This window comes from Phytomonospora sp. NPDC050363, from assembly GCF_040655735.1.
Taxonomy (GTDB): Bacteria; Actinomycetota; Actinomycetes; order Mycobacteriales; family Micromonosporaceae; genus Phytomonospora.
This window is the reverse complement of sequence record NZ_JBFAKK010000019.1, coordinates 1-24488: the sequence shown is the minus strand read 5'-3', so window position 1 is coordinate 24488 and position 24488 is coordinate 1. Positions and strand designations below refer to the sequence as shown.

General features: G+C 69.7%; 28 protein-coding genes. 16 read left to right on the top strand and 12 right to left on the bottom strand.

The genetic code is table 11. The annotated features are described in order from the left end of the window. Positions 1 to 16: 16 nt before the first annotated feature. Positions 17 to 1657: a ribosomal protection-like ABC-F family protein gene (gene abc-f / locus AB0I28_RS35570; protein WP_357500198.1), complete on the bottom strand. Its 1641-nt coding sequence runs from the start codon at positions 1655 to 1657 to the stop codon at positions 17 to 19. A 469-nt stretch (positions 1658 to 2126) separates the two neighbouring features. Between abc-f and AB0I28_RS35565 the strand changes: the two genes are divergently transcribed. After that, positions 2127 to 3578: a glycoside hydrolase family 6 protein gene (locus tag AB0I28_RS35565; RefSeq protein ID WP_357500196.1), complete on the top strand. Its 1452-nt coding sequence runs from the start codon at positions 2127 to 2129 to the stop codon at positions 3576 to 3578. On the opposite strand, the gene AB0I28_RS35560 is transcribed toward AB0I28_RS35565, so the two are convergent. The 3 genes from AB0I28_RS35560 to AB0I28_RS35550 all read right to left on the bottom strand — a co-directional run bounded on the left by AB0I28_RS35560 (position 3553) and on the right by AB0I28_RS35550 (position 4690). Then, the gene (locus AB0I28_RS35560; protein ID WP_357500195.1) at positions 3553 to 4077 is read right to left on the bottom strand and encodes a Type 1 glutamine amidotransferase-like domain-containing protein; all 525 of its coding nucleotides are present in this window, start codon (positions 4075 to 4077) and stop codon (positions 3553 to 3555) included. The genes AB0I28_RS35565 and AB0I28_RS35560 overlap by 26 nt on opposite strands. Beyond that, entirely contained in the window at positions 4074 to 4301 is a 228-nt protein-coding gene (locus AB0I28_RS35555; RefSeq protein WP_357500194.1) for a hypothetical protein, read from the bottom strand. Before AB0I28_RS35555 ends, AB0I28_RS35560 begins: the two co-directional genes overlap by 4 nt. Positions 4302 to 4441: 140 nt before the next feature. Beyond that, on the bottom strand, positions 4442 to 4690 hold the full coding sequence (locus tag AB0I28_RS35550; RefSeq protein ID WP_357500192.1) for a hypothetical protein: 249 nt from the start codon (positions 4688 to 4690) through the stop codon (positions 4442 to 4444). A gap of 495 nt (positions 4691 to 5185) precedes the next feature. Between AB0I28_RS35550 and AB0I28_RS35545 the strand changes: the two genes are divergently transcribed. Next, positions 5186 to 5527 carry a hypothetical protein gene (locus AB0I28_RS35545; protein WP_357500191.1) on the top strand — a complete coding sequence of 114 codons (342 nt, stop codon included), beginning with the start codon at positions 5186 to 5188 and terminating at the stop codon, positions 5525 to 5527. 80 nt (positions 5528 to 5607) lie between these two features. Next, positions 5608 to 5970: a DCL family protein gene (locus AB0I28_RS35540; RefSeq protein ID WP_357500190.1), complete on the top strand. Its 363-nt coding sequence runs from the start codon at positions 5608 to 5610 to the stop codon at positions 5968 to 5970. A 441-nt stretch (positions 5971 to 6411) separates the two neighbouring features. On the opposite strand, the gene AB0I28_RS35535 is transcribed toward AB0I28_RS35540, so the two are convergent. Next, on the bottom strand, positions 6412 to 6666 hold the full coding sequence (locus AB0I28_RS35535; RefSeq protein WP_357500189.1) for a hypothetical protein: 255 nt from the start codon (positions 6664 to 6666) through the stop codon (positions 6412 to 6414). 114 nt (positions 6667 to 6780) lie between these two features. Between AB0I28_RS35535 and AB0I28_RS35530 the strand changes: the two genes are divergently transcribed. Continuing rightward, positions 6781 to 7362, top strand: a complete 582-nt coding sequence (locus tag AB0I28_RS35530; protein ID WP_357500187.1) for a hypothetical protein — start codon at positions 6781 to 6783, stop codon at positions 7360 to 7362. An 86-nt stretch (positions 7363 to 7448) separates the two neighbouring features. Next, complete coding sequence (locus AB0I28_RS35525) at positions 7449 to 7898, top strand: carboxymuconolactone decarboxylase family protein (protein ID WP_357500186.1); 450 nt, start codon at positions 7449 to 7451, stop codon at positions 7896 to 7898. Positions 7899 to 7973: 75 nt separating this feature from the next. Here the strand turns inward: AB0I28_RS35525 and AB0I28_RS35520 are convergent, their stop codons facing one another. After that, positions 7974 to 8522: a hypothetical protein gene (locus tag AB0I28_RS35520; RefSeq protein ID WP_357500184.1), complete on the bottom strand. Its 549-nt coding sequence runs from the start codon at positions 8520 to 8522 to the stop codon at positions 7974 to 7976. A 135-nt stretch (positions 8523 to 8657) separates the two neighbouring features. Here AB0I28_RS35520 and AB0I28_RS35515 point away from each other — a divergent pair, with 135 nt between their 5' ends. The 7 genes from AB0I28_RS35515 to AB0I28_RS35485 all read left to right on the top strand — a co-directional run bounded on the left by AB0I28_RS35515 (position 8658) and on the right by AB0I28_RS35485 (position 12170). Then, positions 8658 to 9059, top strand: coding sequence for a hypothetical protein (locus tag AB0I28_RS35515; protein ID WP_357500183.1), 402 nt, complete (start codon positions 8658 to 8660; stop codon positions 9057 to 9059). 10 nt (positions 9060 to 9069) lie between these two features. Next, complete coding sequence (locus tag AB0I28_RS35510; RefSeq protein ID WP_357500182.1) at positions 9070 to 9789, top strand: TetR family transcriptional regulator; 720 nt, start codon at positions 9070 to 9072, stop codon at positions 9787 to 9789. Between the two features lie 138 nt (positions 9790 to 9927). Then, positions 9928 to 10359 carry a YbaB/EbfC family nucleoid-associated protein gene (locus AB0I28_RS35505; protein WP_357500181.1) on the top strand — a complete coding sequence of 144 codons (432 nt, stop codon included), beginning with the start codon at positions 9928 to 9930 and terminating at the stop codon, positions 10357 to 10359. Next, the gene (locus AB0I28_RS35500) at positions 10356 to 10679 is read left to right on the top strand and encodes a hypothetical protein (protein WP_357500180.1); all 324 of its coding nucleotides are present in this window, start codon (positions 10356 to 10358) and stop codon (positions 10677 to 10679) included. The genes AB0I28_RS35505 and AB0I28_RS35500 overlap by 4 nt, the downstream gene beginning before the upstream one ends. 4 nt (positions 10680 to 10683) lie before the next feature. Further along, positions 10684 to 11175: a hypothetical protein gene (locus AB0I28_RS35495; RefSeq protein WP_357500179.1), complete on the top strand. Its 492-nt coding sequence runs from the start codon at positions 10684 to 10686 to the stop codon at positions 11173 to 11175. An 8-nt stretch (positions 11176 to 11183) separates the two neighbouring features. After that, on the top strand, positions 11184 to 11705 hold the full coding sequence (locus tag AB0I28_RS35490) for an EndoU domain-containing protein (RefSeq protein WP_357500178.1): 522 nt from the start codon (positions 11184 to 11186) through the stop codon (positions 11703 to 11705). A gap of 18 nt (positions 11706 to 11723) precedes the next feature. Next, positions 11724 to 12170, top strand: a complete 447-nt coding sequence (locus AB0I28_RS35485; RefSeq protein WP_357500177.1) for a hypothetical protein — start codon at positions 11724 to 11726, stop codon at positions 12168 to 12170. Between the two features lie 5 nt (positions 12171 to 12175). On the opposite strand, the gene AB0I28_RS35480 is transcribed toward AB0I28_RS35485, so the two are convergent. Both AB0I28_RS35480 and AB0I28_RS35475 read right to left on the bottom strand, forming a co-directional pair. After that, a complete protein-coding gene (locus tag AB0I28_RS35480; protein WP_357500176.1) occupies positions 12176 to 13129 on the bottom strand; it encodes a DUF2332 domain-containing protein in 954 nt (317 codons plus the stop codon). A gap of 102 nt (positions 13130 to 13231) precedes the next feature. Continuing rightward, complete coding sequence (locus AB0I28_RS35475; RefSeq protein ID WP_357500174.1) at positions 13232 to 13588, bottom strand: metalloregulator ArsR/SmtB family transcription factor; 357 nt, start codon at positions 13586 to 13588, stop codon at positions 13232 to 13234. A 110-nt stretch (positions 13589 to 13698) separates the two neighbouring features. Between AB0I28_RS35475 and AB0I28_RS35470 the strand changes: the two genes are divergently transcribed. Further along, positions 13699 to 14670 carry a cation diffusion facilitator family transporter gene (locus AB0I28_RS35470; protein ID WP_357500171.1) on the top strand — a complete coding sequence of 324 codons (972 nt, stop codon included), beginning with the start codon at positions 13699 to 13701 and terminating at the stop codon, positions 14668 to 14670. 845 nt (positions 14671 to 15515) lie between these two features. Here AB0I28_RS35470 and AB0I28_RS35465 read toward each other — a convergent pair. The 3 genes from AB0I28_RS35465 to AB0I28_RS35455 all read right to left on the bottom strand — a co-directional run bounded on the left by AB0I28_RS35465 (position 15516) and on the right by AB0I28_RS35455 (position 18396). Continuing rightward, positions 15516 to 15932 (bottom strand): hypothetical protein, encoded by a 417-nt coding sequence (locus AB0I28_RS35465; protein WP_357500169.1) that lies wholly within the window; start codon positions 15930 to 15932, stop codon positions 15516 to 15518. A 980-nt stretch (positions 15933 to 16912) separates the two neighbouring features. Then, complete coding sequence (locus tag AB0I28_RS35460; protein ID WP_357500167.1) at positions 16913 to 17704, bottom strand: fused MFS/spermidine synthase; 792 nt, start codon at positions 17702 to 17704, stop codon at positions 16913 to 16915. A 26-nt stretch (positions 17705 to 17730) separates the two neighbouring features. Continuing rightward, complete coding sequence (locus AB0I28_RS35455; protein WP_357500165.1) at positions 17731 to 18396, bottom strand: TetR/AcrR family transcriptional regulator; 666 nt, start codon at positions 18394 to 18396, stop codon at positions 17731 to 17733. A gap of 231 nt (positions 18397 to 18627) precedes the next feature. On the opposite strand from AB0I28_RS35455, the gene AB0I28_RS35450 reads away from it, so the two are divergent. The 3 genes from AB0I28_RS35450 (at position 18628) to AB0I28_RS35440 (ending at position 21123) form a co-directional block, all read left to right on the top strand. Further along, positions 18628 to 19758, top strand: a complete 1131-nt coding sequence (locus tag AB0I28_RS35450; protein ID WP_357500163.1) for a cytochrome P450 — start codon at positions 18628 to 18630, stop codon at positions 19756 to 19758. A gap of 11 nt (positions 19759 to 19769) precedes the next feature. Beyond that, positions 19770 to 19967, top strand: coding sequence for a (4Fe-4S)-binding protein (locus AB0I28_RS35445; RefSeq protein ID WP_357500161.1), 198 nt, complete (start codon positions 19770 to 19772; stop codon positions 19965 to 19967). 79 nt (positions 19968 to 20046) lie between these two features. Then, entirely contained in the window at positions 20047 to 21123 is a 1077-nt protein-coding gene (locus tag AB0I28_RS35440; RefSeq protein ID WP_357500159.1) for an NAD(P)-binding domain-containing protein, read from the top strand. 495 nt (positions 21124 to 21618) lie between these two features. Here AB0I28_RS35440 and AB0I28_RS35435 read toward each other — a convergent pair whose 3' ends face one another. Further along, positions 21619 to 23541, bottom strand: a complete 1923-nt coding sequence (locus AB0I28_RS35435) for a glycoside hydrolase family 18 chitinase (protein WP_357500157.1) — start codon at positions 23539 to 23541, stop codon at positions 21619 to 21621. Positions 23542 to 24488: the final 947 nt, after the last annotated feature.

The window sequence follows — 24488 nt, the reverse complement described above, 5'->3', positions numbered from 1 at the left end:
CGACCCGTGCGGCCGCTCAGGAGACCAGCGTCCCCGCCCGCAGCTCCGCCCGCTCACCGACGAAGTCCTCCTGGAAACGCCGGTCGTGCGAGACCACCAGCAGCGCCCCCCTGAACTCCGCGAGCGCCTCCTGCAACTGCTCGATCAGCGCCAGCGACAGGTGGTTGGTCGGCTCGTCGAGGATCAGCAGGTCCGCCGGCCGCGTCAGCAGCCGCGCCAGTTCGAGCCGCCGCTGCTGCCCCACCGACAACTCGCGCACCACCCGCCCGAAGTCCTCCTCCCGGAACAGACCGAGCGCCGCCAAGCGCCCGGCGTGCTCGTCGGCCGGGCCGGGCAGACCGTCGGCGAAGGCCTCCAGCACCGTCCGCCGCGTCTGCTCGTTCGGCAACTCCTGCCGCAGGTACGCCGTCCGGCGAGGCTTCTTCACCTTCCCCGTGCTCGGCCGGACCACGCCCGCCAGCACGTTCAGCATCGTGGTCTTACCGGCCCCGTTCGGCCCGGTGAGCAGCACGCGCTCGCCCGGCTTGATGACGAAGGAGCCGACGTTGAGGCGGTCGGCGACGGTCACCCCGCTGAGCTCGGCGGCCAGACCCTCGCCCTTGCCGCCCTCGACCTTCACGACGAAACGCAGCGGGTCCGGCGGCTTGGGCACGGGGTTCGAGGTGAGTCGGTCGAGCCGCTCCCTGGCGTTCCTGACCTGCGCGGACAGGCCGCCCTCATGCGAGCGCCGGTGCCCGGCCGTGCGGGGCCGGGTCGTCGACTTCTCGCGCTTGCTCATCTCGTCGATGCCGGTCTCGGCCAGCTCGCCCTGGCGGGCGATCTCGGCAAGCCAGTCCTCGTACTCCTGCTCCCAGCGACGCCTGGTCGCGGCCTTGGCCGTCAGGTAGCCGTTCCAGCCGTCGCCGTACCTCGTCACCGACTTGCGGTCGGCGTCGACCTCCAGGATCGCCGTCGCCACACGCTCCAGGAACGCGCGATCGTGCGTCACGGTCACCACCGTGCCCCGATGCGCCCGCAACTGGTCCTCCAGCCAGGTCACCGCACCCTTGTCGAGATGGTTGGTCGGCTCGTCGAGGAGCAGCAGCTCGGGAGCCGCCGCCAGCACGCACGCCAGCCCCAGACGGGACTGCTCGCCGCCCGAGAGCGTGCCCAGCACCCTGTCGCGGGTGATGTGGGCGAGCCCCAGGTTGTGCATCGCCGCGTCGACCCGCGCGTCGGCCTCATAGCCGCCGCGCGCGTCATAGGCGGCCAGCAGGTCGCCGTACTCGGCCAGGGCGTCCTCGCCGGCGTCGCCGAGGGTCTCCTCGGCGGCGCGAAGGGCACGCTCGATGTCGCGGATCTCGGCGAGCGCGGCGTCGATCGCGTCGGCGACCGAACTGTCGGCGGGCATGCCCAGCGTCTGGCCGAGATGCCCGACCCCGCCGACGGCCACCACGGTGACCTCCCCGTTGTCGGGGGCCTCCTCCCCGGCCAGCAGACGCAGCAGCGTCGACTTGCCCGATCCGTTCTCGCCGATCACGCCGACGCGCTCGCCGCTTCGGACCGTGAAGGAGACCTGGTCGAGGACGACCTTGTCTCCATACACTTTGGACGCTTCGTTCACCGACAGCTGCGAGACGTGCTTCGGTGCGAGGGTTTGGACATGATGACGGGTCATGGGTGACCTCCGGTTCTATCGACCGTGGGGCGGCATCGTCCATACAGGACGGTGCGCACGGCGATGCCGCGTGAAGAGACGTGGAATTCACCGGCGGGGCGCACGGAGGCGCGAAGCGGTGACTGCGGCACAAAGAAGCGGCTTGGAAGAACCGGGTACGGGGGTCAGGCGGCACCGTCAGGGTGCGGCCGACGCGTCACGCGTACGGCGGTGCGCTCCTCAAGAGGAAGTACCTCTTAGGAGTAGATCAACAGGCCTATCGTTCCCATGCCGCCCACATTAGCGGATAGATCGACTCCGGCGCGAGTGATTTGCGGGGGACGTCACAACCGGTCGCCTGCATCGTCGAGCGCATATCGCCGGGCCGGCGACCTGCGATGGGACCGCTCCCATGTGGACATGAGCGAACAAGTTCGCTAATTTGGGCCGCACTCGCAAACCCCCAACCCGCTACGGAAACGGGTCATCCATGAAGAAACCCCTGCGATACGGCATCATCGGACTGGCGGCCCTGGCCGTCGCGGCGCCCCTGGTCGCCAACGCCACGGCCGGCGCCGAAGAGCCCGTCGGCGAGGTCGGTACCGCCGCGGTCACCGAGCTGGTCGCCAACGGCGGCTTCGACAATGGCGCGACCGGTTGGTGGAACGGTCCCAACACCACCATGTCGGTCGGCGGCGGCGTGCTCAACGTGCAGGTCACCGGGACGCCCGCGAACTACTGGGACGCCCCGATGGGGCAGGACGGCCTGAAGCTGGAGAACGGGAAGGCGTACACGGTCTCCTTCGACGCCAAGGCGTCCAAGGCCGTCTCGGTCCGCTCGACGGTGCAGCTCAACGTCGCCCCGTACACCGCGCCGCACGACAAGGTCGTCGCGCTGACCACCACCTCGAAGCGGTTCAGCTACACCTTCACCTCGAACATCGCCACCACCGCCGGGCAGGTCGGCTTCCAGCTCGGCAGGAACGGGGCCTTCACCTTCAGCGTCGACAACATCTCGGTGACCACCGAGACCGCGACGCAGCCCTCGGGTGAGTTCTATGTGGACCCCGACAACAACGCCTACACGTGGATCGACCAGAACCAAGGCGATCCCGACAGGGCGACGATCGAGTCGAACATCGCCTCCAAGGCCGGCGCGAAGTGGTTCGGCAGCTGGATGGGCGAGACCGAGGGCGCGATCCGCGAGTCGGTGAACAACTACGTCACCGCCGCCACGAACGCCGGAAAGACCCCGATCCTCGCCGCGTACAACATCTACGGCCGCGACTGCGGGGGCTATTCGGAAGGCGGGCCCGAGACGCCCGGCCAGTACGAGGACTGGATCCGCGGATTCGCCGACGGGATCGGCGCCCGCAAGGCGATCGTGATCGTCGAGCCCGACGCCGTCGCGCAGGCCATCGACTGCGACCAGATGACGCCGGAGAACCTGGCCATCCGCCGCCACCTGCTCACCTACGCCACCGAGCAGCTCAAGACGCGCGCCACCGGTGCCTGGAGCTACCTCGACGCCGGCAACGCGGGCTGGCTCGCGCCGAGCGCCATGGCCGCCGAACTCCAGCAGGCGGGCATCGCCAACACGCGCGGCTTCGCCGTGAACGTCTCCAACTACAAGTCGACGGCGGCGTCGAACACCTACGCCTCCCAGGTCAACCAGCTGCTGCCGACCTCGAAGAAGTGGATCGTCGACACCAGCCGCAACGGGTCGGCCAACACCGACGGCGACTGGTGCAACTCGCGAGGCTCGAAGCTGGGGGCGACCTCGCAGGTCGGCAGTGGCGGCGCGGAGTACTTCCTGTGGGTGAAGTTCCCCGGCGACTCCGACGGCGAGTGCACCCACGCGGGGCACAACGACCCGCGCGCGGGTGACTTCGTCGAGCGCTTCGCGCTGGCGCTGATCAGCGGGAACTGGGCCGGGGTCTAGGTTCCGGCGGAAGGCCTTCTGGGGTGAGCCCCCGCGTTGAAGGGCGCGGGGGCTCTTTCGTGGGTGGGGGTGGGGCGCGAAGCTGTGGGCGGGGTGGGTCGTCCCGCCACCACGCGGCGGTGGCGAGGGCTTTCGTGGGGATCGGGCGGCTGTGGCGCCTACTCGGGTGATCGGCCAGGGACGGGCTCTCCCCGGACGGATCGAGGGCGTGGGGCCTCCCGGCCTCCTCCCTACGTTCGACGGTAGGCCGGCGCCAGGCGCAGGTGGCGAACGTGAGCCGGGCTCCCTGTGGACAACCGGTTGGCCATTCAGGGGTTGAATGAGACAGGAAGCCGAGCCCGTCGTCGGCCTGCGGCTTGGGACCGAAACTGTCCGTCGTTCCACCCGCATGCCAGCACAGCGAACCCGCTGACTCGCCGCCGAGGACAACCCCGGATTGCCGGCAGCCGCGGAGGATCGCGTCGAGCTGGTGCGCGCGCCAGACGGCAACGAGGTTCACGACCGACCCGCGGTCGACCCAGATGACATCTTGCGCGGCAGGTGTTCGGCGGGGTCGTGGTTCGGCATCTCGAACAGTGTCAGGTGAGACGCGCGAACATCGGTTCCGGCGAACGCGGCGCAGAAACCGGCGATCCGGCGGTCGGGGTCGCCGCCGGCGGTGGTCATGAAGTATAGCCGCGGACGCTCGGGGGAATCGGCGAGTTTGAAGGCGTGGGCGAACACCGGGCCGGGGCGCCAGTCGGTTGCCTGCGGCCGGTCTTGTCGAAGCCCATGCTCGTCGCGAGGATCGTCGGGGCGGAAGCTGCCATGTCCCCGGATTCTGGCACATGTGGCCCGCAGTCGGCCGCTGCAACGAGGTGGCCTTAGTCGTCGGGGAGTTCCAGCTCCTGCGCTTGCCGCCGACCGTCCCTGTCTGGTGACGCTGTCCAGCTGACCGTGAACGTGCGGCCCATGGCCCTTTGGTGGATTCGCAGGTACTGGTTTGCCTGTACAGCCTTCATGGCCGGGCCGGGCGGCCCCTCAACGATCCCCTCCACCTTGACGTTGAACACGGGTACGTCGCTACGAATCCGATAGTCAGCGCCTTTGATGAGTTCAATTTCCCAGGTCAAGGTACTTCCCCCTCCTCCAAGACGCTAGCGCTGCTCGATGATCGTCGCGGGAAAAGCAAAGAACCGGCCCGCCCTGCCCTCACGAGGAAGGACGAGGCGGGGCCGGGGGCGGGCAGGACTCGGGCCGGTTGTATGTCGGCGGCTTCCGGGCGCCGAGGAGGTACCCGGCGGTGGGCCATCGGGCTTCCAGCGCTCGGGCCAGCGCGGCGCCAGGTGCGGCGGACGGTCTTCTCGATTTCGAATGTGACCGTGAGGCCGTCCTCGCTGGTGTGGCTGATGTCGGTCCAGTCGCTTCCGGGCGCGGCGGGGGCGGTGGGCATGGTCGTGCCGGTGGGGCGGAGTAGATGTAGAGCCCACACCCGGGATTACGAGGGTGTCGTCGTTGAGCGCCATGCGGCGGCCTCCTGACGGGCGGATGGTGGCGGCGACCGCGGCGGCGTGGTGGTGGGCGCCGCTGGGGGCGAAAAGGTCGGGAAGGAAGGCCGGGCCGGAGACATGTCGGACGCGGACGAGGACGCCGCCGGAGGGCAGCGCGAGAGAACGTGCCGGGAGCAGCACGGCGAGGGCGTCGCGGGCGAGGTCTCGGGCGTCGGCGTGGTCGGGGCCGTGCCAGCACGTGAGTGCCACCTGGGCGGTTTCGGCGGCCGGGGCGCCTCTCCAGCTCGGCGAGGAAACGCCGGTCGTGGTGATGGCAAGGTGGATATACGGCAGCCGCTCGACGAGGTCGTCGGGCACGATGGTTCCGGTGTTCGCGTGCGGGAGTTGTTCGCGCAGCATTGCGACGAGAACGACGAGCGGGTCGGGAGGCAGCACGGCGCCACCCCCGGCCTGCACTAGCGCAAACGCCTACCGAGCAGGCGGAACGGTCGTAGCCTCAAGTTGTGGCGCGGCGTGTGTTCGGTCGCTGGGAGGCAGTCATGGCAACACCGGTGCGGATCGGAAACCGCTCATTCAAGACGAAGAAGGCAGCGACGGATGCATGTCGCGAGATACGGGACCGTTATCCCGGGGATGGACCGGAGCGGCCACCGGAGTTGAATCCCGGACTCGGCCAACGCGTCGACGACCCCGACGACATTGCTTTCATTCACGATCTCGTCGCGCTACATCCTGAGGCAGAGGAGAAGATCGGCGCAGGCATCAAGGGGTTTGTCGTCCGCGTGAACGAGAACGGGTTCGGCGGAACGCGCTGCTTCTACGTGGAACGAGTAGACGGTTCATCAGCGGAATTCTCGTTCCCTTTGTGCATTGACCATGCCGCAGCGGAACAGGCCAGCTAGCACGGCCTATCCGGCGTCGTTTGCGGCGCGGGTGAGGATGTACTGGCCGTCGACCCACTCGCCGGAACTTGGAGTGGTCGCCGTACTCGACGGCGAGGGAGTGGTCGGCATCGGCGACGACGTGCCGGTCAATACGGCGGCGTTCGATGTGGAGCGAGGCGGCAGCCTCGCCGCTGTCGGTGTGGCGGGAGGCGTAGCCCTTGGCGGCGTCGAGGACTTCGTGAAACGGCCCTCCTCGGGCGTCGTCGGGGCTGGTGGTGGCCACGCCGAATTGGCCCGGGTCCGCGCTTCGCGGTCGGGCTGGCGTACTGGGGTCAGGCGGAGTAGTCGGTCGGGTCGGTGGGTTCTGCGACTCGTTGGCGAGTACGAAGCTCGGTCGGTTTCCTTCCATCGCAAGAGGGCTGCTGGTGACGGCCTGGAGTCGCCCGGCGGCGGAGTAAATCAGGGTGCGGCCGATGTCGAGCCGGTAGTCGTCGACGAGGGCGAGCCCTCCAACATGCCGGTGACCAGGGCCATCGTGTTGACGGTCTGGCTTTCGGCGAACAACGCCCGCTGGTCGCGCATCTCCTGGGCGTCCAGGCGAAACACACGCCCGCCCCGCTCGACCAGGGACCTTGTCGCGTCCGCGAGCCACGGGTCGCCCGAGCACGTGAAGACGACCCAAGGCGCACGCCGGTCGGTGAGTGTCAGGCTCATGGGCGACATCCTCCCCGCGCCGCGCCGCCGGGCAGAACAGCCGCCCGCCACAAACACCCCACTATGGACGATCGGCCGTATACGCGCCGGTCACGAACAGCTACAGTCCGCCCTATGGCCAGGCCCAACCGCGCCGGCCGCTGGCTGGCGGCACCGCCCGGGCGGCTCATGACGATCACCAGCATCACGCTGGCGACCCTCGTCGGCGCCGCCGCGACCTGGGTCGCCGTGAAACAGCTCGACGCGACCGAGGGCGGCGTCGCGTCCAACGCGCTCGTGGAGTTCTCCAGCCTCGACGGTTTCCCGGCCGCCGACCTGGCCCGGGTCAACGGCCTGGCCGTCAGCGGCGTCATCGCCAACACGGGGCCGGCCGCCATCCTCGTCACGCGCCTGGAAGCCGAGCTCTACGACGTCCGCTACGAGGTCCTGTTCGCCTCCAGCGGCAACTGCCACGGCGGGCCGCTGCGCGTCGACACCGCCGAGCTCGTCCCGATCGAGATCTTCATCGCCGACCTGCCGGGGACGGTGCAGGTCGAGGCGGGCCGCGACGGCGAGCCGCTGGTGCTGGTCGTCGTCGACGCGGAGGGCACCGAGACCGAGATCCGCACCTCGCTCCCCGACGAGGCGACCCACCGGCAGTTCGCGGACGCGCTGATCGACCTCGAAGCCGAGTGCCGCGGGATCTTCCTGCCCTAGCGACGGAAAAACCCCTGCCCCGGTCACATTCGCGCGCCCCGATCCGTCAATGCGGTGTCAGCTCATCACGAACCAAGGAGCCCGCAATGGAATCCCGCATGAAGAACCCGGTCATGATCCTCGACGGCACGCTCGACGCCCTCCTGGCCGTGAGCAAGTCCTGCGCGCAGACGGGCATCGGCGAGGAGGTCCTGGAACTGGTGAACCTGCGCGCGAGCCAGATCAACGGATGCGCGGTCTGCGCGGACATGCACGCCAAGGGCCTCAAGAAGATGGGCACCACCGACGAGCGCCTGTGGACCGTGGCGACCTGGCGCGAGGCGCCGTACTTCACCGACGCCGAGCGCGCCGCCCTCCACCTCGCCGAGGAGATGACGCGGCTGGCCGACGCCGGCGACGTCACCGACGCGGTGTGGGCCGAGGCGAAGGCGCACTACGACGAGCGGCAGCTGGCCGCCCTGGTCATGAACATCTCGATGATCAACCTGTGGAACCGGCTGAACGCGACGACGCGGCAGATCCCCGGCGCCTGGTAACTCCCAAGGCCGGCGGCGCGGCGCCGCGCGGGGTCGTCGTGGACCGGGTCGAAGGCCCACGACGGCGCCGGCGGCTCACACCGGGTCCAGCTCCAGCCCGTACTCCTCTTTGAGCGTCGCCACCTGCGCCGGCCTGGCCAGCACGTACAGGCTCTCGCTCCACTCCCCGTCGACGTCGCCGCGCGTGTGGAAGAAGACGCGCCCGTCGTCGGGCTCCAGATCCCCCACGCACTCCCAGATCGACAGCATGTCGAGCTGTCCCGGCGACAGGTGCTCGACCTCCCAGGCGAACTCCTCGCCGTCGAGAACGAAGGTCAGCAGCTCCTCGCCGTCCTCGTCCTCGCCGAGTTCGACCTCGGTGACGGTCCGGCCGCTGAGCCCGGCCAGCTCTTCGAGCAGGTCCTGGTAGGTCTCCTCCAGGTCGTCGGCCTCGCCGTCGCCGGCCGACACGTACAGCCCCAGGTCGAACAGCTCGAACACGTCGGCCCAGTCGTACTCGCCGGGGTGGTCGGCCTGATCGCCCTCCTCGGTGAGGATCTTGTCCCGGTCGGCCTCGGAGGTCATGCCCCAGGCGACCAGACGGGCGGAGACTTCGCGCAGGGTGGCATTCAGCTCGGTCGGCATTGGGCGCATTCTGCCAGGTGAAGGTGACCGGCCGTCGGCGCGTGGCCCACATCACGGGCAGGCATCTTTGAACGCGTTCAAAAACAGGCGTAGAGTCCCGCCTGAAAGTTGAACACGTTCAACTAGGAGTGCCCCATGGAACTGTCCGTCCTCGGCTACAGCGTCTACCTGGTCATCGCGGTCGTCTTGACCGTCTGGGTCGCCCGAACCCTCACCCGCAACGGGATCGTCTTCCTCAAGGAGGTCTTCCGCGGCGACGACAACCTCGCCGACGCCGTCGGCAAGCTCCTCCAGGTCGGCTTCTACCTCATCAACCTCGGCTTCATCGCCCTCTGGCTCACCGACTCCCGTCCACCCGCCACCGTGCGGGAGGTCTTCGAGTCGGTCGCCTTCAAACTCGGCGCCGTCCTGCTCGTCCTGGGCGTCCTGCACCTGACCAACGTCTTCGTCCTCGGCCGCTTCCGTCGCCGCAGCATCCACGGCGACCTGCGCAACTACGCCCTCCCGCCCGGCGCACCCCGTCAACCGGCTGTCTAGGCTTCTGCCTGTGACAGAACCGGCCGCTGCGGGCCGTGCCCGTGCTCGCAGCGAACGCACCCGCAGCGCGATCCTCGAGACCGCGCTGCGGTTGTTCGCCGAGCGCGGCTACGACAAGACCACCATGCGGGCCATCGCCGCCGAGGCGGGCGTGTCGGTCGGCAACGCCTACTACTACTTCACCTCCAAGGACCACCTCATCCAGGGCTTCTACAGCCGGATGGTCGCCGAGCACGTCGTCTTGACCCGCGAGCGCATGGCGGGCCAGACCGACCTCGCCGCCCGCGTCGGGATCGCCCTCGCCTGCTGGCTGGAGGTCGCCGAGCCCTACCACCGCTTCGCCGGGCAGTTCTTCCGCAACGCCGCCGACCCGGCCAGCCCGCTGAGCCCCTTCTCGCACGAGTCCGCGCCGGCGAGGCTGGAGGACACCGCGCTCTACCGCGAGGTCCTGGCCGGCACCGGCCTGAAGGTCAGCCCCGAGATCGCCGACATCCTCCCCGAAATGCTGTGGCTGCACCAGATGGCGGTCGTCCTCTACTGGGTCTACGACCGCAGCCCCGGCCAGCACCGCACCCGCGAACTGGCCGCGCGCACCGCGCCCATGGTCGCCAGGATCGTGACCCTGTCGCGCTACAAGGTCCTGCGACCCCTGGTGCGCCAGGCCGAGTCGCTCGTCCGCGACTTCCTCATCGTCGACGAAGAGGAAGCGCCCGGCCGCGACGCAGTGTGACGGTCGCCATTTCCCCGACGGCCCCCGTCTCAGCGCGAACGCAGGCCACGGCCCGATTCGGTGACCGCTCGCGGCGCCCACGGTTGTCACGCAGAGGTAGCGTGAGGTCTCCCACTCGGACCGAACCTTGGAGGAGTCGTGAGCCCCGACCCGGCCAGCGCCGACGGCATCGCCGCCGCGCTCACCGAGACACTCAAGACCGCCCGCGAGGTCGCGCGGGCGCAGGAGCAACAGGCGGGCGAGGACGGCGAGCCGCCCACCGGTGACGCCGCCGGCGGACTCGTCCGCGCCACCGCCGCACTCCCCGGCAAGGTCAAAGTGGACATCGACCCGCGCGCCGCCCGCCTGGGCACCGAGGCGCTCGCCGAAGCCGTCACCGAGGCCGTCAACAGCGCCCTTGCCGCACTTCGCGGCCAGGCACAGGACGCCTCCGGCGTCGACCTCGCCGCCTTGTCGGAGCGCCTCGAAGAGATCCAGAAGCAGTCGGCGGCCCAGCTCGGCGGCTTCCTCACCCGCCTCACCGACGCGCACCAGCGGCTCGCCTCCCGCGGAGACGGCGGAACCACATGAGCTTCGAGATCGACCCCGACGGCATGGCCGGCTCCGGACGCGACATGGAAGCCGTCGCCGAACACCTCGCCGAAGTCCTGGAAGCCTTCTCCGCCAAGATCTCCGGCTACGCCGACGCACCCGGAAACGATGAGATCGGCGGCCTGATCGGCGACGCCCACCAGGCCGTCTTCGAGTTCGCCATGGAGTCCTTCGGCGGCGCCGCCGAAGGCATCGGCCTCGCCGGCCAGGACATCGGCGGCTCCGCGCAGGCCTACGCCGAGGCCGAGGAGTCGATCAAGCAGTCCATCGAGAAGTACGACAAGAGCCTGGAGCGGTGAACCGATGGCGCTGATGCTCCCTTCCGAACTCGCCGACCTGCTCGGCCTGCTCGGCTACGACTGGCCCGCATCGAACGAGGAGTCGCTCATCGAGATGGGCCAGGCCTGGATGGACCTGTCGGGTGAACTCGACGGTGTCATCGCCGAGGCCAACGCCGCCGCGGGCGGTGTCTGGGACGGCAACCTGGGCGCCGAGATCGACGCCTTCAAAGGCTGGTGGACCGGCGACGACGGGCCCGTCTCCACCCTCGACAACGGTGCCACCGCCGCCCTGATCGGCGGCGCCGGGATGATCATCTGCGGGGTCATCGTGATCGCGCTGAAGATCATGGTGATCGTCCAGCTGGTCATCCTCGCCGTGCAGATCGCCATCGCGGTCGCCGAGGCCGCCGTGACCTTCGGCGCCTCCCTGCTGCAGATCCCGCTGTTCCAGCAGCTGGCCCGGCAGGTCATCTCGAACCTGATGCAAGAAGCCGTCTTCAAACTCCTCGGATAGGGCGACTCGTGGCGAAGAAGAAGGGTGGCGGCGGCAGCGGGCCGAATCCGGTGAAGCTGGCACTGAAGTACCTGGACAAGTTCAAGCACCGGCCCGGACGCGGCGATCGCATGTCCGGCAAGGGACTGCGGCACCAGCAGCACGGCGAGCTCAAGACCGACGCCGAGACCGGCGCGCGCGTCGGCAGGGGTTACCACAGCAGGCCCGGCGGCAACGACTTCGACGACCGCCGCACCACCGAGGTCACCCAGAAGCACCCCAACGGCGTCTACTCCGGCAAGGTCGAGTTCAAGAACGACAACCCGCCGCCGGAGTGGGTGCCCAAGCAGGGCGACGGGACCAGCGCGTTCTTCCCCGACGACTGGGACTCGCAGAAGATCGACAACGCCACCTCGGACGCCTTCGCCAACGGCAAGAAGGACCCGGTGACCGGCACCTGGACCGGTACGCACGACGGCGTCAAGATCGAGGGCTGGTACGACCCGGCGACCGGTAACATCGGCCACGGCTTCCCGAGCTTCAATCAGTAACCGGAAGGACACGCAGGCGTGAGATTCACGGTCGACGCCGACGGCGACATCGCCGTCGAGCTGGGAGACGGCGAGGCCGCGTACGCGGAGTTCGCCGCGTGGCTGAAGCTCGGTGTGAACTACAGCCCCATGCGCTGCCTGGACGCGCTGCAGATGGCCGACGACGTCCTCACCGGACAGTCCGATGTGGAGACCTTCACCGCCGAGGCGCACACGACGACGTTCACCCGCGACAAGGTGACCGTCCGGCACCAGTTCCTCGACCGCGGCGCGGTCGTGCCGCTGAAGTACGCCGTGGAGCGCATCGAGGAGTGGTGGGGCCTGATCGCCTACCGCGCACCGAAAGCGGGGACGACCCAGCCCTACCGGCCCGACCTGCCGTTCTGGGAGGCGCAGCTGGTGCTGTGGGAGGAGACCTGGGAGCGCCGGCACCCCTACCGGGGACGGCTCGGAATCCCGGAGTAGACCCCCTACAGCCAGCGCAGCGTCTCGCCGTGCGGTCCGCTCAGCGCGACCGCGCGGCCGTCGAGGGCCACGACGCCCGGTTCGGGGCCGTCGTCGGGCTGCGCGACCGGCACCGCGTGGCGCGGGAAGACCTTCACGTCCTCGTTCGAGATCCAGTGCCCCGGAAGGGATGCGACGGTCTCGGCGAAGGCCTCGCGCTGCGACTCGTCGCGGATGTAGGTGAGCACCGCGCTGTGGAAGACGACGAGCGTGGCGTCGGCGGGCGCCTGCGCGGCCAGGCCGGCGAGGTCGGTGAGCAGGTCGCCCTTCACGAGGTGCGGAGGGTCGGCGCGGGCGATGCGCGCGGCGGCCTTCAGCCGGGCGCGGCGATGCTCGTGCTCCGGCCAGATCAGGGCGTTGAGCCAGCGAAGGACGTCGTCGTCGGCGATGTCGAGCGGGTTCAAGTCGAGGCCCGCCCGCCAGACCACCGTCGGCGGGCGCTCCGGGATCGGGACACCGCCGTCGGTCGCGCATTCGAGCAGGACGGCGCTGCGCGGATCGCCTATCGTGCGGCCGTTGTAGCGGTACCGGTAGCGGTCGGGGTAGAGGCACAGGCCCGCTGAGGCGCCGACCTCCAGTAGCGCCAACGGTTGCGGGAGCGAGGCGAGCAGGGGGAGCAGGGCGGCGCAGCGGCCGGGCTCGTTGGTCTGCGTGCGGCGGGCCAGCATGACCTCCGAGACCTCGTCCCAGTGCCACAGGAGCCAGTCGTGGAACTCGGCGGTGCTGCGGGTCGGGCCGCCGAGGTAGCGGGTCGCGCCGAACAGGAGATTGGGCTGGCGCTTGGGTTCGGGGAGTTCGTCGAGCAGGTGCAGGAGGCGGGTCTCCTGGGCGACGAAGTGGGCGAGGCGTTCGTATGAGCGGGACTTGCCGCGGGCCTGGCGGACGGCGAAGCTGCGGTACCAGTCGGCGGTGAGGCTCATCGGGCGAGTGTGCCTGAGCGGGCGGGCGATTGGGAGGGGCGGGAGGGTCGGTTCCCGCTCTGTAGCGACCGCCCGGCGGCCACGTCCCCGATGCGGGCCGGTTCAGTCGTGCTCGGCGAGCTTGTGGACATGGTGGGACGCGGCGTGCAGGGCCTCGGCGACCAGGCGCCGCACGTGCCCGCCGCGCGCGCGGTAGATTGCCCGGCGGCCCTCCCGGCGGGAGGCGACCAGGCCGGCCAACTGGAGTTTCGACAGGTGCTGGGAGACGGCCGGCCGCGCGGCACCGACGGCCGCCGTCAGGCTCCCCACGTCGTGCTCGCCCTCGCTGAGCAGCCACAACAGCCGCAGCCGGGTGGGGTCGGCGAGCATCTTCAAGGCCGTGACCGCCGCGTCGATCAGCTCGCCATCGGGTTGCTCTCGCCTCTCGTTGGCATTTGCATCGTTGTCGCGTGCGTACATGAGCACGTATTATGCCAGGTGGACGCCCACCCCACGCATGACGCCGGGAGACGACGATGAGCCACCCGCACGATCATGGGCATCACGCACACGACGGCGCTCGACGGTCCTTGACGCATCGCCTGTCGCACCTGCTCAAGCCGCATTCACACGACACGGCCGACAAGGTCGACACGGCCCTGGAGTCGTCGAAGGAGGGCATGCGGGCCCTGTGGATCTCCCTGGCCGTGCTGGGGGCGACCGCGCTCGCGCAGGGCGTCGTCGTGTACTTCTCGGGTTCGGTGGCGCTGCTGGGCGACACCTTCCACAACGCGGCCGACGCGCTGACCGCCGTCCCCCTGGGCATCGCGTTCGTCCTCGGGCGACGCGTCGCGACCCGCTCGCACACCTACGGGTACGGCCGGGCCGAGGACCTGGCCGGGATCGTCATCGTGCTCACGATCGCCGCCTCGGCGTTCTTCGCCGCCTACGAGGCGATCCGCCGACTGGTCGAGCCGCGCGACATGAGTCACGTCGGATGGGTCGCCGCCGCCGGGGTCATCGGCTTCATCGGCAACGAACTGGTCGCGCGGTATCGCATCCGCGTCGGGCGGCGGATCGGGTCGGCCGCGCTGGTCGCCGACGGGCTGCACGCCCGCACCGACGGGTTCACCTCCCTGGCGGTGCTGCTGGGGGCCGGCGGTGCCGCGCTGGGCTGGCGGTGGGCCGACCCGGCGGTGGGGTTGCTGATCACCGCGGCGATCCTGCTGGTGCTCAAGGACGCGGCCCGCGAGGTTTATCGGCGGCTCATGGACGCGGTGGACCCGTCGTTGGTCGACGCCGTGGAGGAGGTGCTGCGGGGTACGCCGGGGGTCGCAGGGGTGGGGGCGGTGCGGCTGCGGTGGGTCGGGCACCGGTTGCGGGCGGAATGCGACGTCCAGGTGGCGGCCGAGTTGACGGTCGCCGCCGCGCATGAGATCACGGTGGAGGCCGAGCACCGGTTGTTCCATCGGGTCGGGCACCTGGCGGGGGCGACGGTGCACACGGACCCGCACGGGGTGGAGGGGGACTCGCACCGGCGGCTTGCGCATCATCGGGGGTGAGGTGGGGGTGGTCGCGACGTCGTGCGGCGTGGGCGGTCCAGGCGGTTCTCGCGACCGACGCCAACGCCCCGGCCGGTCCCCGGACGCGGGCCTGCCGGGAAGGCTGGGAGTCGGACGGGGGTTCCCCGACTCTCCGCCGGGTGCCCCGCCCTTACTCGCTGATGGTCTTGGTCTTGCAGTTGGTGGGGGTGGTGTCGGCCGAGCCGTCGACGGTGCAGACCCGCACGGACGGCGTCGGCCGCCTGCGCCATGCCCGCGATGCCGAAGACGGCGAGGGCGGTGGCCGCGCCGGTGAGGGCGGTGGCGAGGAGGGACTTCCTGGTGGTCTTGCGCATGTGATTCTCCTTCGTGATCGATTTGAGGCTCACGGTCGGCCGGGCGTGGGCGGAGAATCTTGAGCGAAGCGATATCGGCTGTTCCGGACGGGGCGGCGCCGACCGTTCGGCCACGTGCGTGGCGCATGTTCGCCGACGCGATCCCGCCGGGTGGCGCGTTGTGGCGGGTGCCGTGACAGTCGGGCTTCGGTGCCCGGATCCCGCCGAGGAGGATTCCGGGGATCGCGGCGCGGGTCTCTTCCCACAGCCGCCACATGGCGCCGGTGATCCGGCTTGGGTTGGGGTTGGCGGACATGGGCTCAGTACTCCTTAGGGCATCAGGGCGGCGTGGGCGGTCAAGGTCCTGTCAAGGTCCGGTCAAGGTTTCGCGCGTGCGGGGGCCGTAGGTTCGGGCCACTGTTCGCGCGAGCAAAGGAGAAAGCCTGTGAAGGCCGTTGGACGAGCGAGTGACTGGTTGCTGGGCCGTGTGGCACCGAAGGCGACGGCAGCGGCGTCGACCCCGTGTCGTTCTTACTGCGCCAACACGTACTGGGTCGCATGCGGGATTCGCCACGACACCGGTAGATGCTTCTGTTTCCAGTGGGGGCGCTGCGTGTAGGCGGCCTTTTTGACACGGCCGAGGCTCTGGAGTCTCGGCCGTGTTCGGCGATGACGTATCAGGGGGTGGCGCGTAGGTCGGAGGCGTTGGCGGTAGCCGTCGCGGGTCGCGGCGGCCCGGTTGTCGGCCTGCCCGGTTTGAAGCCACCCGTTGGTGGGGTCGGCGTAGGTGTAGGGGCCGAACGCCTTCGCCACGGTTCGGGTAGCTGTCGAAGTAACGGCGATCGTCGCGGCGTGCCCGGTGATGGCGACCAGCCGCGCCGAGATCAGCGCCGGGGACACCGGGTCCCCGATCCGGTCGGGGTGTGGGCGTAGTCGAGGTAGATCCATGACTGTTCGCCGCCGGGGTCGCTGGCTCGGGCGGTGAACGCGGTGGGGGTTTCGTAGAGGAGTGGACCCGACCATGCGGCCTCGACGGGGACGGTTGGGTGTGGTGGATCTCGATCGGGTCACCGCTGTAGGTCCACGGGTTCTGCTGGCAGATCGCGCTTCCGGTGTGGGCGATGGTGGACACGATGTTGCGGGCGCGGTCTAGTGAGTCTTTTATGGACGGTGCGGTGATGGCGCGGGCCGTCGTCAGAGTCCGGGTGGTCGCCCCGGTGGCCGGTGTCTGAACGATCACCCGGGCCATGAGCGAATCGGCCACGGCGGACAGGTGGGCCCATGTAGAGCGCGGGCCGGTGGCGTCGAGGGGTAACCGGTTGTGGAACTTGGCGGCCTTACCCATGCTTCGATACGCAGCGACCGCGCCGGCCCCGGGGTGATCCCGGGTGGAACATGGGCGGTGGTGGTGCCGGTGATCGACCATGCGTCGGTTGACGATGTGTACAGAGACGCCGGGCCGGGCCGCGCCAACACCCTCGATCACCGCGACGTCGTCGGGCAGACCACCCGACAGAGACCGGGTGCCACGGATCGCGACCACTGCGGCGGAGATGTCCACGCCGTCAAGAACCACACGCGGCACGAAGCGCCGGGCGGCGTCCTCGATCGCGCGAGCGGTGGCGGTGGTGGAGGTCTTCACCGGGGATCACCTCCCCGTGAAACTTGTGCCAACCGGCCAAGAATCGCGCGAGGTTCTCGTACGGCCTTCATCCGATACTTGCGGAGCTCAGGAAGCCCAGGGCCAAACCTCGCCCGGGCGCATCCTCACCTCACAAGGAGATGCATGATCCACAAACGCATTACTGCCACGGCCGCCGCCCTGTTCGCGGGCGGAACGCTGGTTCTCGCAGGCGCTGCCCCGCCCAAGCGGCCAGCTCGGAAGCCCGCCGCCTTCGCCTTCCTCGACCACCGCCCGTAACCCACCCCTACCCCGGCGAAGCCTCCGGCGCCTCGTCCGACAGCGGCCGGGCGCCCGCGACGAACTTCGCCAGCGCCGGCCCGTGAACGACGCCCTTCCCGCCGGCCGCCGCGAGTCCGGCGGGCAGCTCGTCGACGGCCGCGGCCAGCACGAGGTTCCCGTACCTCCGTCCGCGCAGCATGCCGGGTTCGCCGAGCAGCATGACGTCGTCGAAGACCTCGCGCAGTCCGGCGGTGAGCCGCCGGGTGAAGGTGAGCATGGGCAGGTCGGTGACGTTCAGCGCGTACACGCCCCCCGGCGCGAGGATCCGCGCGACCGATCGGGCGAACTCCACACCCGACACGTGGGCGGGCATCTGGGCGCCGTTGTAGATGTCGCCGATGACGACGTCCCACGCCCCGTCCTCGGCGGCTTCGACGGCGTCGCGGGCGTCGGCGACGACCGGGCGGACGCGCGCGGCCCGTCGCAAGGGCAGGTGCACCAGCACGAAGTCGAGGAGCCTGCCGTCGCGGTCGACGACCTCCTGCTCGGAGCCGGGGCGCGAGGCGGCGACGTACCGGGGGATGGTGAGGGCGCCGGCACCGAGGTGCAGGACGCGGATGGGCTCACCGGGTTTGCCGACGGCGTCGAGGATCCGGGCGACCTTGCGCACGTACTCGAACTCAAGCCGCTTCGGCGCGGTCATGTCCACATAGGACTGCGCGACGGAGGCCACGTAGAGGGTCCACGACCCTTCGCGACCGGGGTCGGGCACGAGTTCGGCCTGGCCGCCGTCGACTTCGGCGAAGATCGCATCCACCGCCCCACGGTACGCGCCCGCGCGGGTCAGACGTTCCACCTCGGCGAGTCGGAGCCCTCGACGGGGCGGCCGGGCAGCGGCGAGTCGGACCTGGCGCGCAGCCCGTCGAGCACGATCTCGACATGCCGCATGGTGATCCACTTGTCCTCTTCGGACGTCTCGCACTCGTGCCGCACCAGCATTCCCAGCAGGATCAGCACGTCGCCGGCACCGACGTCGGGGCGCATCTCACCGCGCAGCTGGGCGCCGTCGATGAGCGGCTCCAGCAGCTCGACCAGGGTGGCGCGGGCGTGGGCGACCTCGGGGATCTCGCGCACGGCCTCCTTGAGCCGGGGCCGCAGCGCCGACAGGGGCGCACCGAGCCGCAGCTCGACGCACCGCCGCACGAAACGGCACAGCGCTCCCCACGGATCGGTCTCGTGGTCGGTCTCCTTGCGGGACAAGGTGATCAGGCTGTCGACACCGGCGGCGATGACGGCCCGCAGCAGCGCCTCGCGGTCGCCGAAGTGCCGGTAGAGGGTCCCGACGCCGACCTCGGCGCGGCGGGCGATCTCCTCCATGGGCACGCCGATGCCGTGTTGCACGAAGGCCTGGTGGGCGGTGGCGACGATCCGCTCGCGGTTGCGCTGGGCGTCGGCGCGACGCGGGGCGGGGGCGGCGCCCTTGGCTCGGGGTTCAGGGGCGTGGGACACGGTTTCGGGTGCCTTTCTGGGTGTCCTATCTGGACGGTATCCCTCCGGTTGCGTAGAGTGGGCCTCAACCGGAAGAAAATCCTCCGCTTCTCAGCGAGAGTGAGGCCAATCATGTCCCATGTCCATGCCTCTGAGCTGCCGATAGATGAGATTCCAGCACTTCCGACCCAGCGATCCTGTCCGTTCCACCCACCCCAGGAGTACGCAGAGATCCGCAAAGGTGACAGGCCGGTGCGCGTGTCCCTTCCCAGTGGACGGATCGCCTGGCTCGTCACCGCCCACGACCAGGTCCGCCAAGTGCTCGCCAGCCCGCACGTGTCCTCCGACCGGAAGCACGACAACTTCCCCGTGCGCTTCCAGCGGCCCGATCCCGAGCAGCTGGAACGATTCCGCCAGTTCAAGCCCTCGCTGATCGGCACCGACCCGCCCTTCCACACGCGGCTGCGCCGCTCGGTCATCACCGAGTTCACCGTCCGCCGCACCAAGGAGCTGCGCCCGCGCGTCCAGGAGATCGTCGACGCCTCCATCGACGACCTGCTCGAAGCCGGCAAGGACGGCAGGCCCGTCGACCTCGTCGAGAAGGTGTCCCTGCCGGTCCCCTCGATGGTCATCTGCGAACTCCTGGGCGTCCCCTACGCCGACCACGACTTCTTCCAGGAGCGCACCGCCACCCTCATCAACTTCACGCGCGGACCGGAGTCGGGTCTGGCCGCCCTCGACGACCTCGGCGCCTACTTCGACGAACTGGTGGCACGCAAGGAGAAGGCGCCCACCGACGACCTCATCGGCCGCCTGATCGTCGCGGGCAGGGAGAACGGCGACCACGACCCCGAGGAACTCGTCGGCCTCGCGCAGCTGCTGCTCATCGCCGGGCACGAGACGACGGCGAACATGATCAGCCTCGGCACGGTCGCGCTGCTCGACGACCCCGAGCAGCTGCGCGCCCTGCGCGAGGACCCCGAGACGTTGATGCCGAAGGCCGTCGAGGAGATGCTGCGCTTCTTCACGATCGCCGACTCGGTCACCGCGCGCACCGCTCTGGCCGACATGGAGGTCGGCGGCGTCATCATCCGCGAAGGCGAAGGACTGATCGCCTCCGGCCTGGCCGCCAACCGCGATCCGCGCGCCTACCCCGATCCCGATGCGCTGGACATCACGCGCAACGCGCGAAACCACGTCGCCTTCGGCTACGGCATCCACCAGTGCCTCGGGCAGAACCTCGCGCGCATGGAACTGGAGATCGTCTACCGGACGCTCTTCGACCGCGTGCCCGGCTTGACACTGGCCGCCGAGGCCGAAAGCCTGCACTACAAGCACGATGCGCTCGTGTACGGCATCCGTGAGGTGCCGGTCACCTGGTGATGGGAGGGAACATGCGCGTCATCGCAGATCGGGACGTGTGCGTGGGTGCCGGGCAGTGCGTGCTGACCGAACCCGACGTGTTCGATCAGGACGAGGCCGACGGGCGGGTGATCCTGCTCATCGCCGAACCGGACAAGACGTACGAGGACGCCGTCCGGGAGGCGTGCGACCTGTGCCCGTCGGGCGCCTTGTCCATAGTGGAGGACTGACCGGTCGCGCACGTCACGCCCGTCGTGACGTGCGCGACAACCCGGAATCCGAACCGCCGCCGGATCGTTGTCCCGTGGCGTGACCAACGACGTGGACGTGGTGGTGATCGGCGCCGGCCAGGCCGGACTATCGGCCGTGCACCACCTTCGACGCGCCGGATTCGAGCCGGGCACCGGATACGTGGCCTTCGACCACAATCCGGCCCCCGGCGGCGCCTGGCTGCACCGGTGGGACTCGCTCACCGTCGCCACCGTCAACGGCATCTTCGACCTGCCCGGCATGCCGCTGGGCTTCGACACCCTCGACCCGAAGGCCAAGGCCAACGAGGTCGTCCCCGCCTACTTCGCCGAGTACGAACGCCGTTTCGACCTGCGGGTCCAGCGGCCGGTGAACGTGAAGTCGGTGCACGAGACCGTCGGGGGACGGCTGCTCGTCGACACCGACAAGGGCTCCTGGTCGGCGCGCGCGATCATCAACGCGACCGGCACGTGGGAGAAGCCCTTCTGGCCGCACTACCCCGGGATGGCCTCCTTCAAGGGCCGCCACATACACACCGCGGGCTTCCACTCCGCCGAGGAGTTCGCCGGCAAGCGCGTGGTCGTGGTCGGCGCCGGATCCTCCGCGCTGGGACACCTGATGGAGATCGCCGAGGTCGCCGCCGAGACCACGTGGGTGACGCGCAGACCGCCGGAGTTCACCGAGGAGCCCTGGACCGAGCAGTACGGCCGCGAGGTCGTCGCCCGCGTCGACGCGCGGGTCCGCGCCGGCCTGCCGCCCGAGAGCGTCATCCGCGCGACCGGTTACCCCGTCACGCCGGCGATCCGCGCGGGCCTGGAGTCGGGCGTGCTGGACCGCGAGCCCATGTTCGACCGCGTCACGCCCGAAGGCGTGGCCTGGGACGACGGTGGCTTCGTCGCCGCCGACGTGATCGTGTGGGCGACCGGCTTTCGCGCCTCCCTCGACCACCTGGCGCCCCTGCGCCTGCGCGAGCCCGGCGGCGGGATCCGCATGGACGGGACCCGCGTGGCCGCCGACCCCCGCGTGCACCTGGTCGGATACGGCCCCTCGGCGAGCACGGTCGGCGCCAACCGCGCCGGACGCGAGGCGGTCCGCGAGATCCGCCGGATGCTGGGCGCCGAGGCCCTGGCGGCCTGATTTCGAGACGGCCGCAGCGGTGGGACCGCGCCGGCCGCCGTCGTCACGTGCTGGCTGCGACCGTCCCCGCGGCCGAGATCAGCCCGCGTCCGCGCACGGTGCCGCCGCCTACCCCCTCCGGATGTATCCGGCTGCCGACCGGGTCGTGCTCGATGGCCGTCCTTGCCGACATCTGGGAAGGATTCGGGCTAATTATGACGAATATCACCAAGACCATCGTTAGTTGCGGATATAAAGGAACTCTGCCTCGGCGCCGGGGGATCCGACGCCGGCGCCGAACACCGACGATCCGCACGCCGGAGGGGACGCGCGGGTCGCCGTAGACGTCGAGGAGGACGCCCTGGCAGGGCGCGCCGAGCCGGCACCGACGCGGGTCTCCACTTTAGGACGCGGCGGGACCGGGACGCGTGTTCCGTCCGGGGGTCCCCCACCCCTCTCGTGCAGAGAACGGCCCCACGTTCCCGAGTGGACGTGGGGCCGCGTAACGCTCTGCGGTCAGCGCAATCCGAGGTCGATCGCGTTGCTGAGCGTGCCGTCGTCGCCGTCGACGGACCACAGCATCGCGCCACCGAGCTTCTTGCTCTTGATGTAGGTCATCTTGTTCGACATCGTCGTGACGTCGTCGTACGACCAGAACTGCCCGTTGGAGTACAGCCAGATCGCCATCGCCGAGGCGTCGGTGTATCTGGTCCCGGGCTTGGTCTTCAAGACGTCGTAGTCCTCGATGCCCTGCTCGTAGGTGCCGGGCGCCGGACCGGTCGAGGTCTGGTAGAGCCCGTTGTTGGTCGCCGGGACGCCCGCCCAGCCGCGGCCGAAGGCCGGCACGCCGAGCACGAGTTTGGCCGGCGGCGCGCCGCGCGCGATGTACTCGTTGATCGCGAGGTCACCCGACCACTTCGTCGGCGACGGGTCGGCCGGGGGCGAGTAGATCTGCGCCTGGTGGTTGGTCTGCGGGCCCCAGGCGCCGTAGAGGTCGTAGCCCTGGACGGTGACGAAGTCGAAGTTCGGCATGACCGCGGCGACGTCGATGCCGGCGGTGATCTTCGCCGGGTCGGCCGGGAGGAAGGCCGTCAGCTCGAAGTGCCTGCCGACGGTCGAACCGTAGGCGTCGAGCTGCCTGCGGAACTCCGCGACCAGGGCGGTGAAGTTCGCCTTGTCCTCGGGGCGGATGACGTTACCGGTGTTCCCCTCCGACCCCGGCCATTCCCAGTCGAGGTCGATGCCGTCGAAGACGCCGTAGGCGACACCGTTGCCGCACTGCACCTCTCCGCCGATGCAGGGCAGGTTGCCCTTGAGGTAGAGGTCGATGCAGCTCTGCACGAAGGCCGCGCGGTTGGCCGGGAGGGCCGCGTTGGAGAAGTACTTCGACCAGGTCCAGCCGCCCAGCGAGATGTTCACCTTGAGGTTCGGGTGCTTCGCCTTGAGCTTCTTGAGCTGGTAGAAGTTGCCCGCCAACGGCTGGTTGTAGACGTCGCCGACACCGTCGACGGACTCGGCCGCGCCGAACTTGCGCTGGTAGTCGGCCCACGCGTCGCCGACGCCGGCCTGGTTGGCCTCGAAGCAGCGGCCCTGCTCACTGACGTTGCCGAAGGCGTAGTTGATGTGGGTCAGGTCGGCGGCCGTGCCGTTGGTGTCCATGCTCTTGACGAGGTAGCCGCGGGCGTAGATGCCCCACTGGGTGAAGTAGCCGACCTTGCGGTACGACGAGGGATCCGGGCCGCCGTTCTCCAGGGTCTTCTTGGCGACGGCGTTGGAGAAGCCGGACAGGTTGCCCTTGGCGTCGCGGGCGCGGATCTTGAAGTTGTAGGTCGTGTTCGCCGCGAGGCCGCCGATGATCGCGGAGGTCGCGTTACCGGGCGCGGTCGCCGACTGCGCGTCGTTGACGAAGACGTCGTAGCCGGTGACGCCGACGTTGTCGGTGCTGGCCGTCCACTGTAGGGAGACGGTGCTGTTCGTCGCGGTCGGCGCGGTGAGGTTCGTGGGCGTGGTCGGCGCCTGCGTGTCGTCCGGGGGTGTGCCGCCGGAGCAGGAGGTGCCGTTGACGGTGCAGTTCGTGGGCGCCGCCTGAGCGCCGGAGTACGAGGCGTTGAAGCCGACCTTGACGGAGGCGCCGGGGCTGATCGCGCCGTTCCAGCCGGTGTTCTTGACGGTCACGTCCTGGCCGGAGACCGTGTAGGTGCCTTCCCAGAGGGCCGTGAGGCGGTGTCCGGGGGCGAGGGTGAACTTCAGCGTCCAGGACGCCGAGGCGGTGGTGCCGGTGTTCTTGATCGTGTAGTCGGCTCCGTAGCCGGTTCCCCAGTCACTGCCGAGCTTGTAGGTGGCGGCGAGGTTCTCGGCCGCGTGCGCGGGTTGGGCCGAGCCGAGGGCGACGACCAGTGCGACGGCGCCTAATAAGAGGCCTCTGAGCGACTTTCTCATCCCGTCCTCCGATAAATAGTAAGGAACTTTAAAGGTGAGCTGAGGTTATGGGATGGTGACGGGACTGTCAATACTCCTTGTGGTGTGGGGGTTGCGGTGGGGTGGTGCTTGCGGATGTCGGCCGGCGGGTCCTGGTCGGGCAGCATTCGTGGGATGGATTCTGTGCGCTACGACGGGCTTGCCGGCAGGTTGGTGGGGGCCGAGAAGCCGGGCGAGGTCGTGCCTGCGGGGGCGGCATGTCTGGCGGGGATGCTCGACGGGTTCAGCTGGGTTCGGTCGCGGCAGGCGCTGGAGCGGTGGGGCGGGGGAAGGCGTGAGGTGATCCGGTTGCAGAAGAGCAAGTGGAACCGGGCGGGGCGGGGGATCGAGCTTCAGGTGTCCATGTTGACCTCTCGGGCCTTGGGGGTTCGGGCAGGACCTGATGGAGTTCCTGGTGAGTCGTGGACATCGCGCGGAGGCGGGGGAGTTGTGGGGGCGGATCGAGCGGAGTCGGCCGGAGTGGCGGGATGCTTTCGCGGCTGGGCGGGCGATGGTGGGGGCGGGGGAGCGGCCGGGGTGGCACACGCCGGAGGCGTTGGGGTGGAGTGCGGAGGTGTTGGGGGTGGGGTGAACCCGGGGCGAGTTCGGTGGGGCGGGTGGATGTCGTCGGTCGAGCGCCCGTCCGGGTGTGCGGGGGGCTTTGGCTCCAGCGCTCCGACGCTGGGCGCTGTCCTGGCGCTTGGTGTGGGGGGAGTTGTCGTACCTCGTCCGTATCGTGATGTGTGGGGGCGTTTAGGGGCGGTATTGGGGGAGTGTTTCTTCCGTTTCCGCGGCCTTCGTCGGCGCGTGCCCTGAGCTGTTCCCGGCCTCAACCCGGCTGGGTGGCTCCGCCCCCAGCACCCCCGCCGGGACTCCGTCCCGGACCCTGCCAAGGACTCCGTCCCTGGACCCTGCTGGGGCTCCGCCCC

Bases quoted from the DNA above. Each gene is read 5' to 3' on its own strand.
- AB0I28_RS35535 (WP_357500189.1), bottom strand. From the start codon at position 6,666: ATGAGCCTGACACTCACCGACCGGCGTGCGCCTTGGGTCGTCTTCACG.
- AB0I28_RS35545 (WP_357500191.1), top strand. From the start codon at position 5,186: ATGTCGGACGCGGACGAGGACGCCGCCGGAGGGCAGCGCGAGAGAACG.
- AB0I28_RS35520 (WP_357500184.1), bottom strand. From the start codon at position 8,522: ATGCCGACCGAGCTGAATGCCACCCTGCGCGAAGTCTCCGCCCGTCTG.
- AB0I28_RS35480 (WP_357500176.1), bottom strand. From the start codon at position 13,129: ATGAGCCTCACCGCCGACTGGTACCGCAGCTTCGCCGTCCGCCAGGCC.
- AB0I28_RS35495 (WP_357500179.1), top strand. From the start codon at position 10,684: ATGGCGCTGATGCTCCCTTCCGAACTCGCCGACCTGCTCGGCCTGCTC.
- AB0I28_RS35500 (WP_357500180.1), top strand. From the start codon at position 10,356: ATGAGCTTCGAGATCGACCCCGACGGCATGGCCGGCTCCGGACGCGAC.
- AB0I28_RS35435 (WP_357500157.1), bottom strand. From the start codon at position 23,541: ATGAGAAAGTCGCTCAGAGGCCTCTTATTAGGCGCCGTCGCACTGGTC.
- AB0I28_RS35465 (WP_357500169.1), bottom strand. From the start codon at position 15,932: ATGGATCTACCTCGACTACGCCCACACCCCGACCGGATCGGGGACCCG.
- AB0I28_RS35530 (WP_357500187.1), top strand. From the start codon at position 6,781: ATGGCCAGGCCCAACCGCGCCGGCCGCTGGCTGGCGGCACCGCCCGGG.
- AB0I28_RS35540 (WP_357500190.1), top strand. From the start codon at position 5,608: ATGGCAACACCGGTGCGGATCGGAAACCGCTCATTCAAGACGAAGAAG.
- AB0I28_RS35475 (WP_357500174.1), bottom strand. From the start codon at position 13,588: ATGTACGCACGCGACAACGATGCAAATGCCAACGAGAGGCGAGAGCAA.
- AB0I28_RS35525 (WP_357500186.1), top strand. From the start codon at position 7,449: ATGGAATCCCGCATGAAGAACCCGGTCATGATCCTCGACGGCACGCTC.
- AB0I28_RS35515 (WP_357500183.1), top strand. From the start codon at position 8,658: ATGGAACTGTCCGTCCTCGGCTACAGCGTCTACCTGGTCATCGCGGTC.
- abc-f (WP_357500198.1), bottom strand. From the start codon at position 1,657: ATGACCCGTCATCATGTCCAAACCCTCGCACCGAAGCACGTCTCGCAG.
- AB0I28_RS35565 (WP_357500196.1), top strand. From the start codon at position 2,127: ATGAAGAAACCCCTGCGATACGGCATCATCGGACTGGCGGCCCTGGCC.
- AB0I28_RS35445 (WP_357500161.1), top strand. From the start codon at position 19,770: ATGCGCGTCATCGCAGATCGGGACGTGTGCGTGGGTGCCGGGCAGTGC.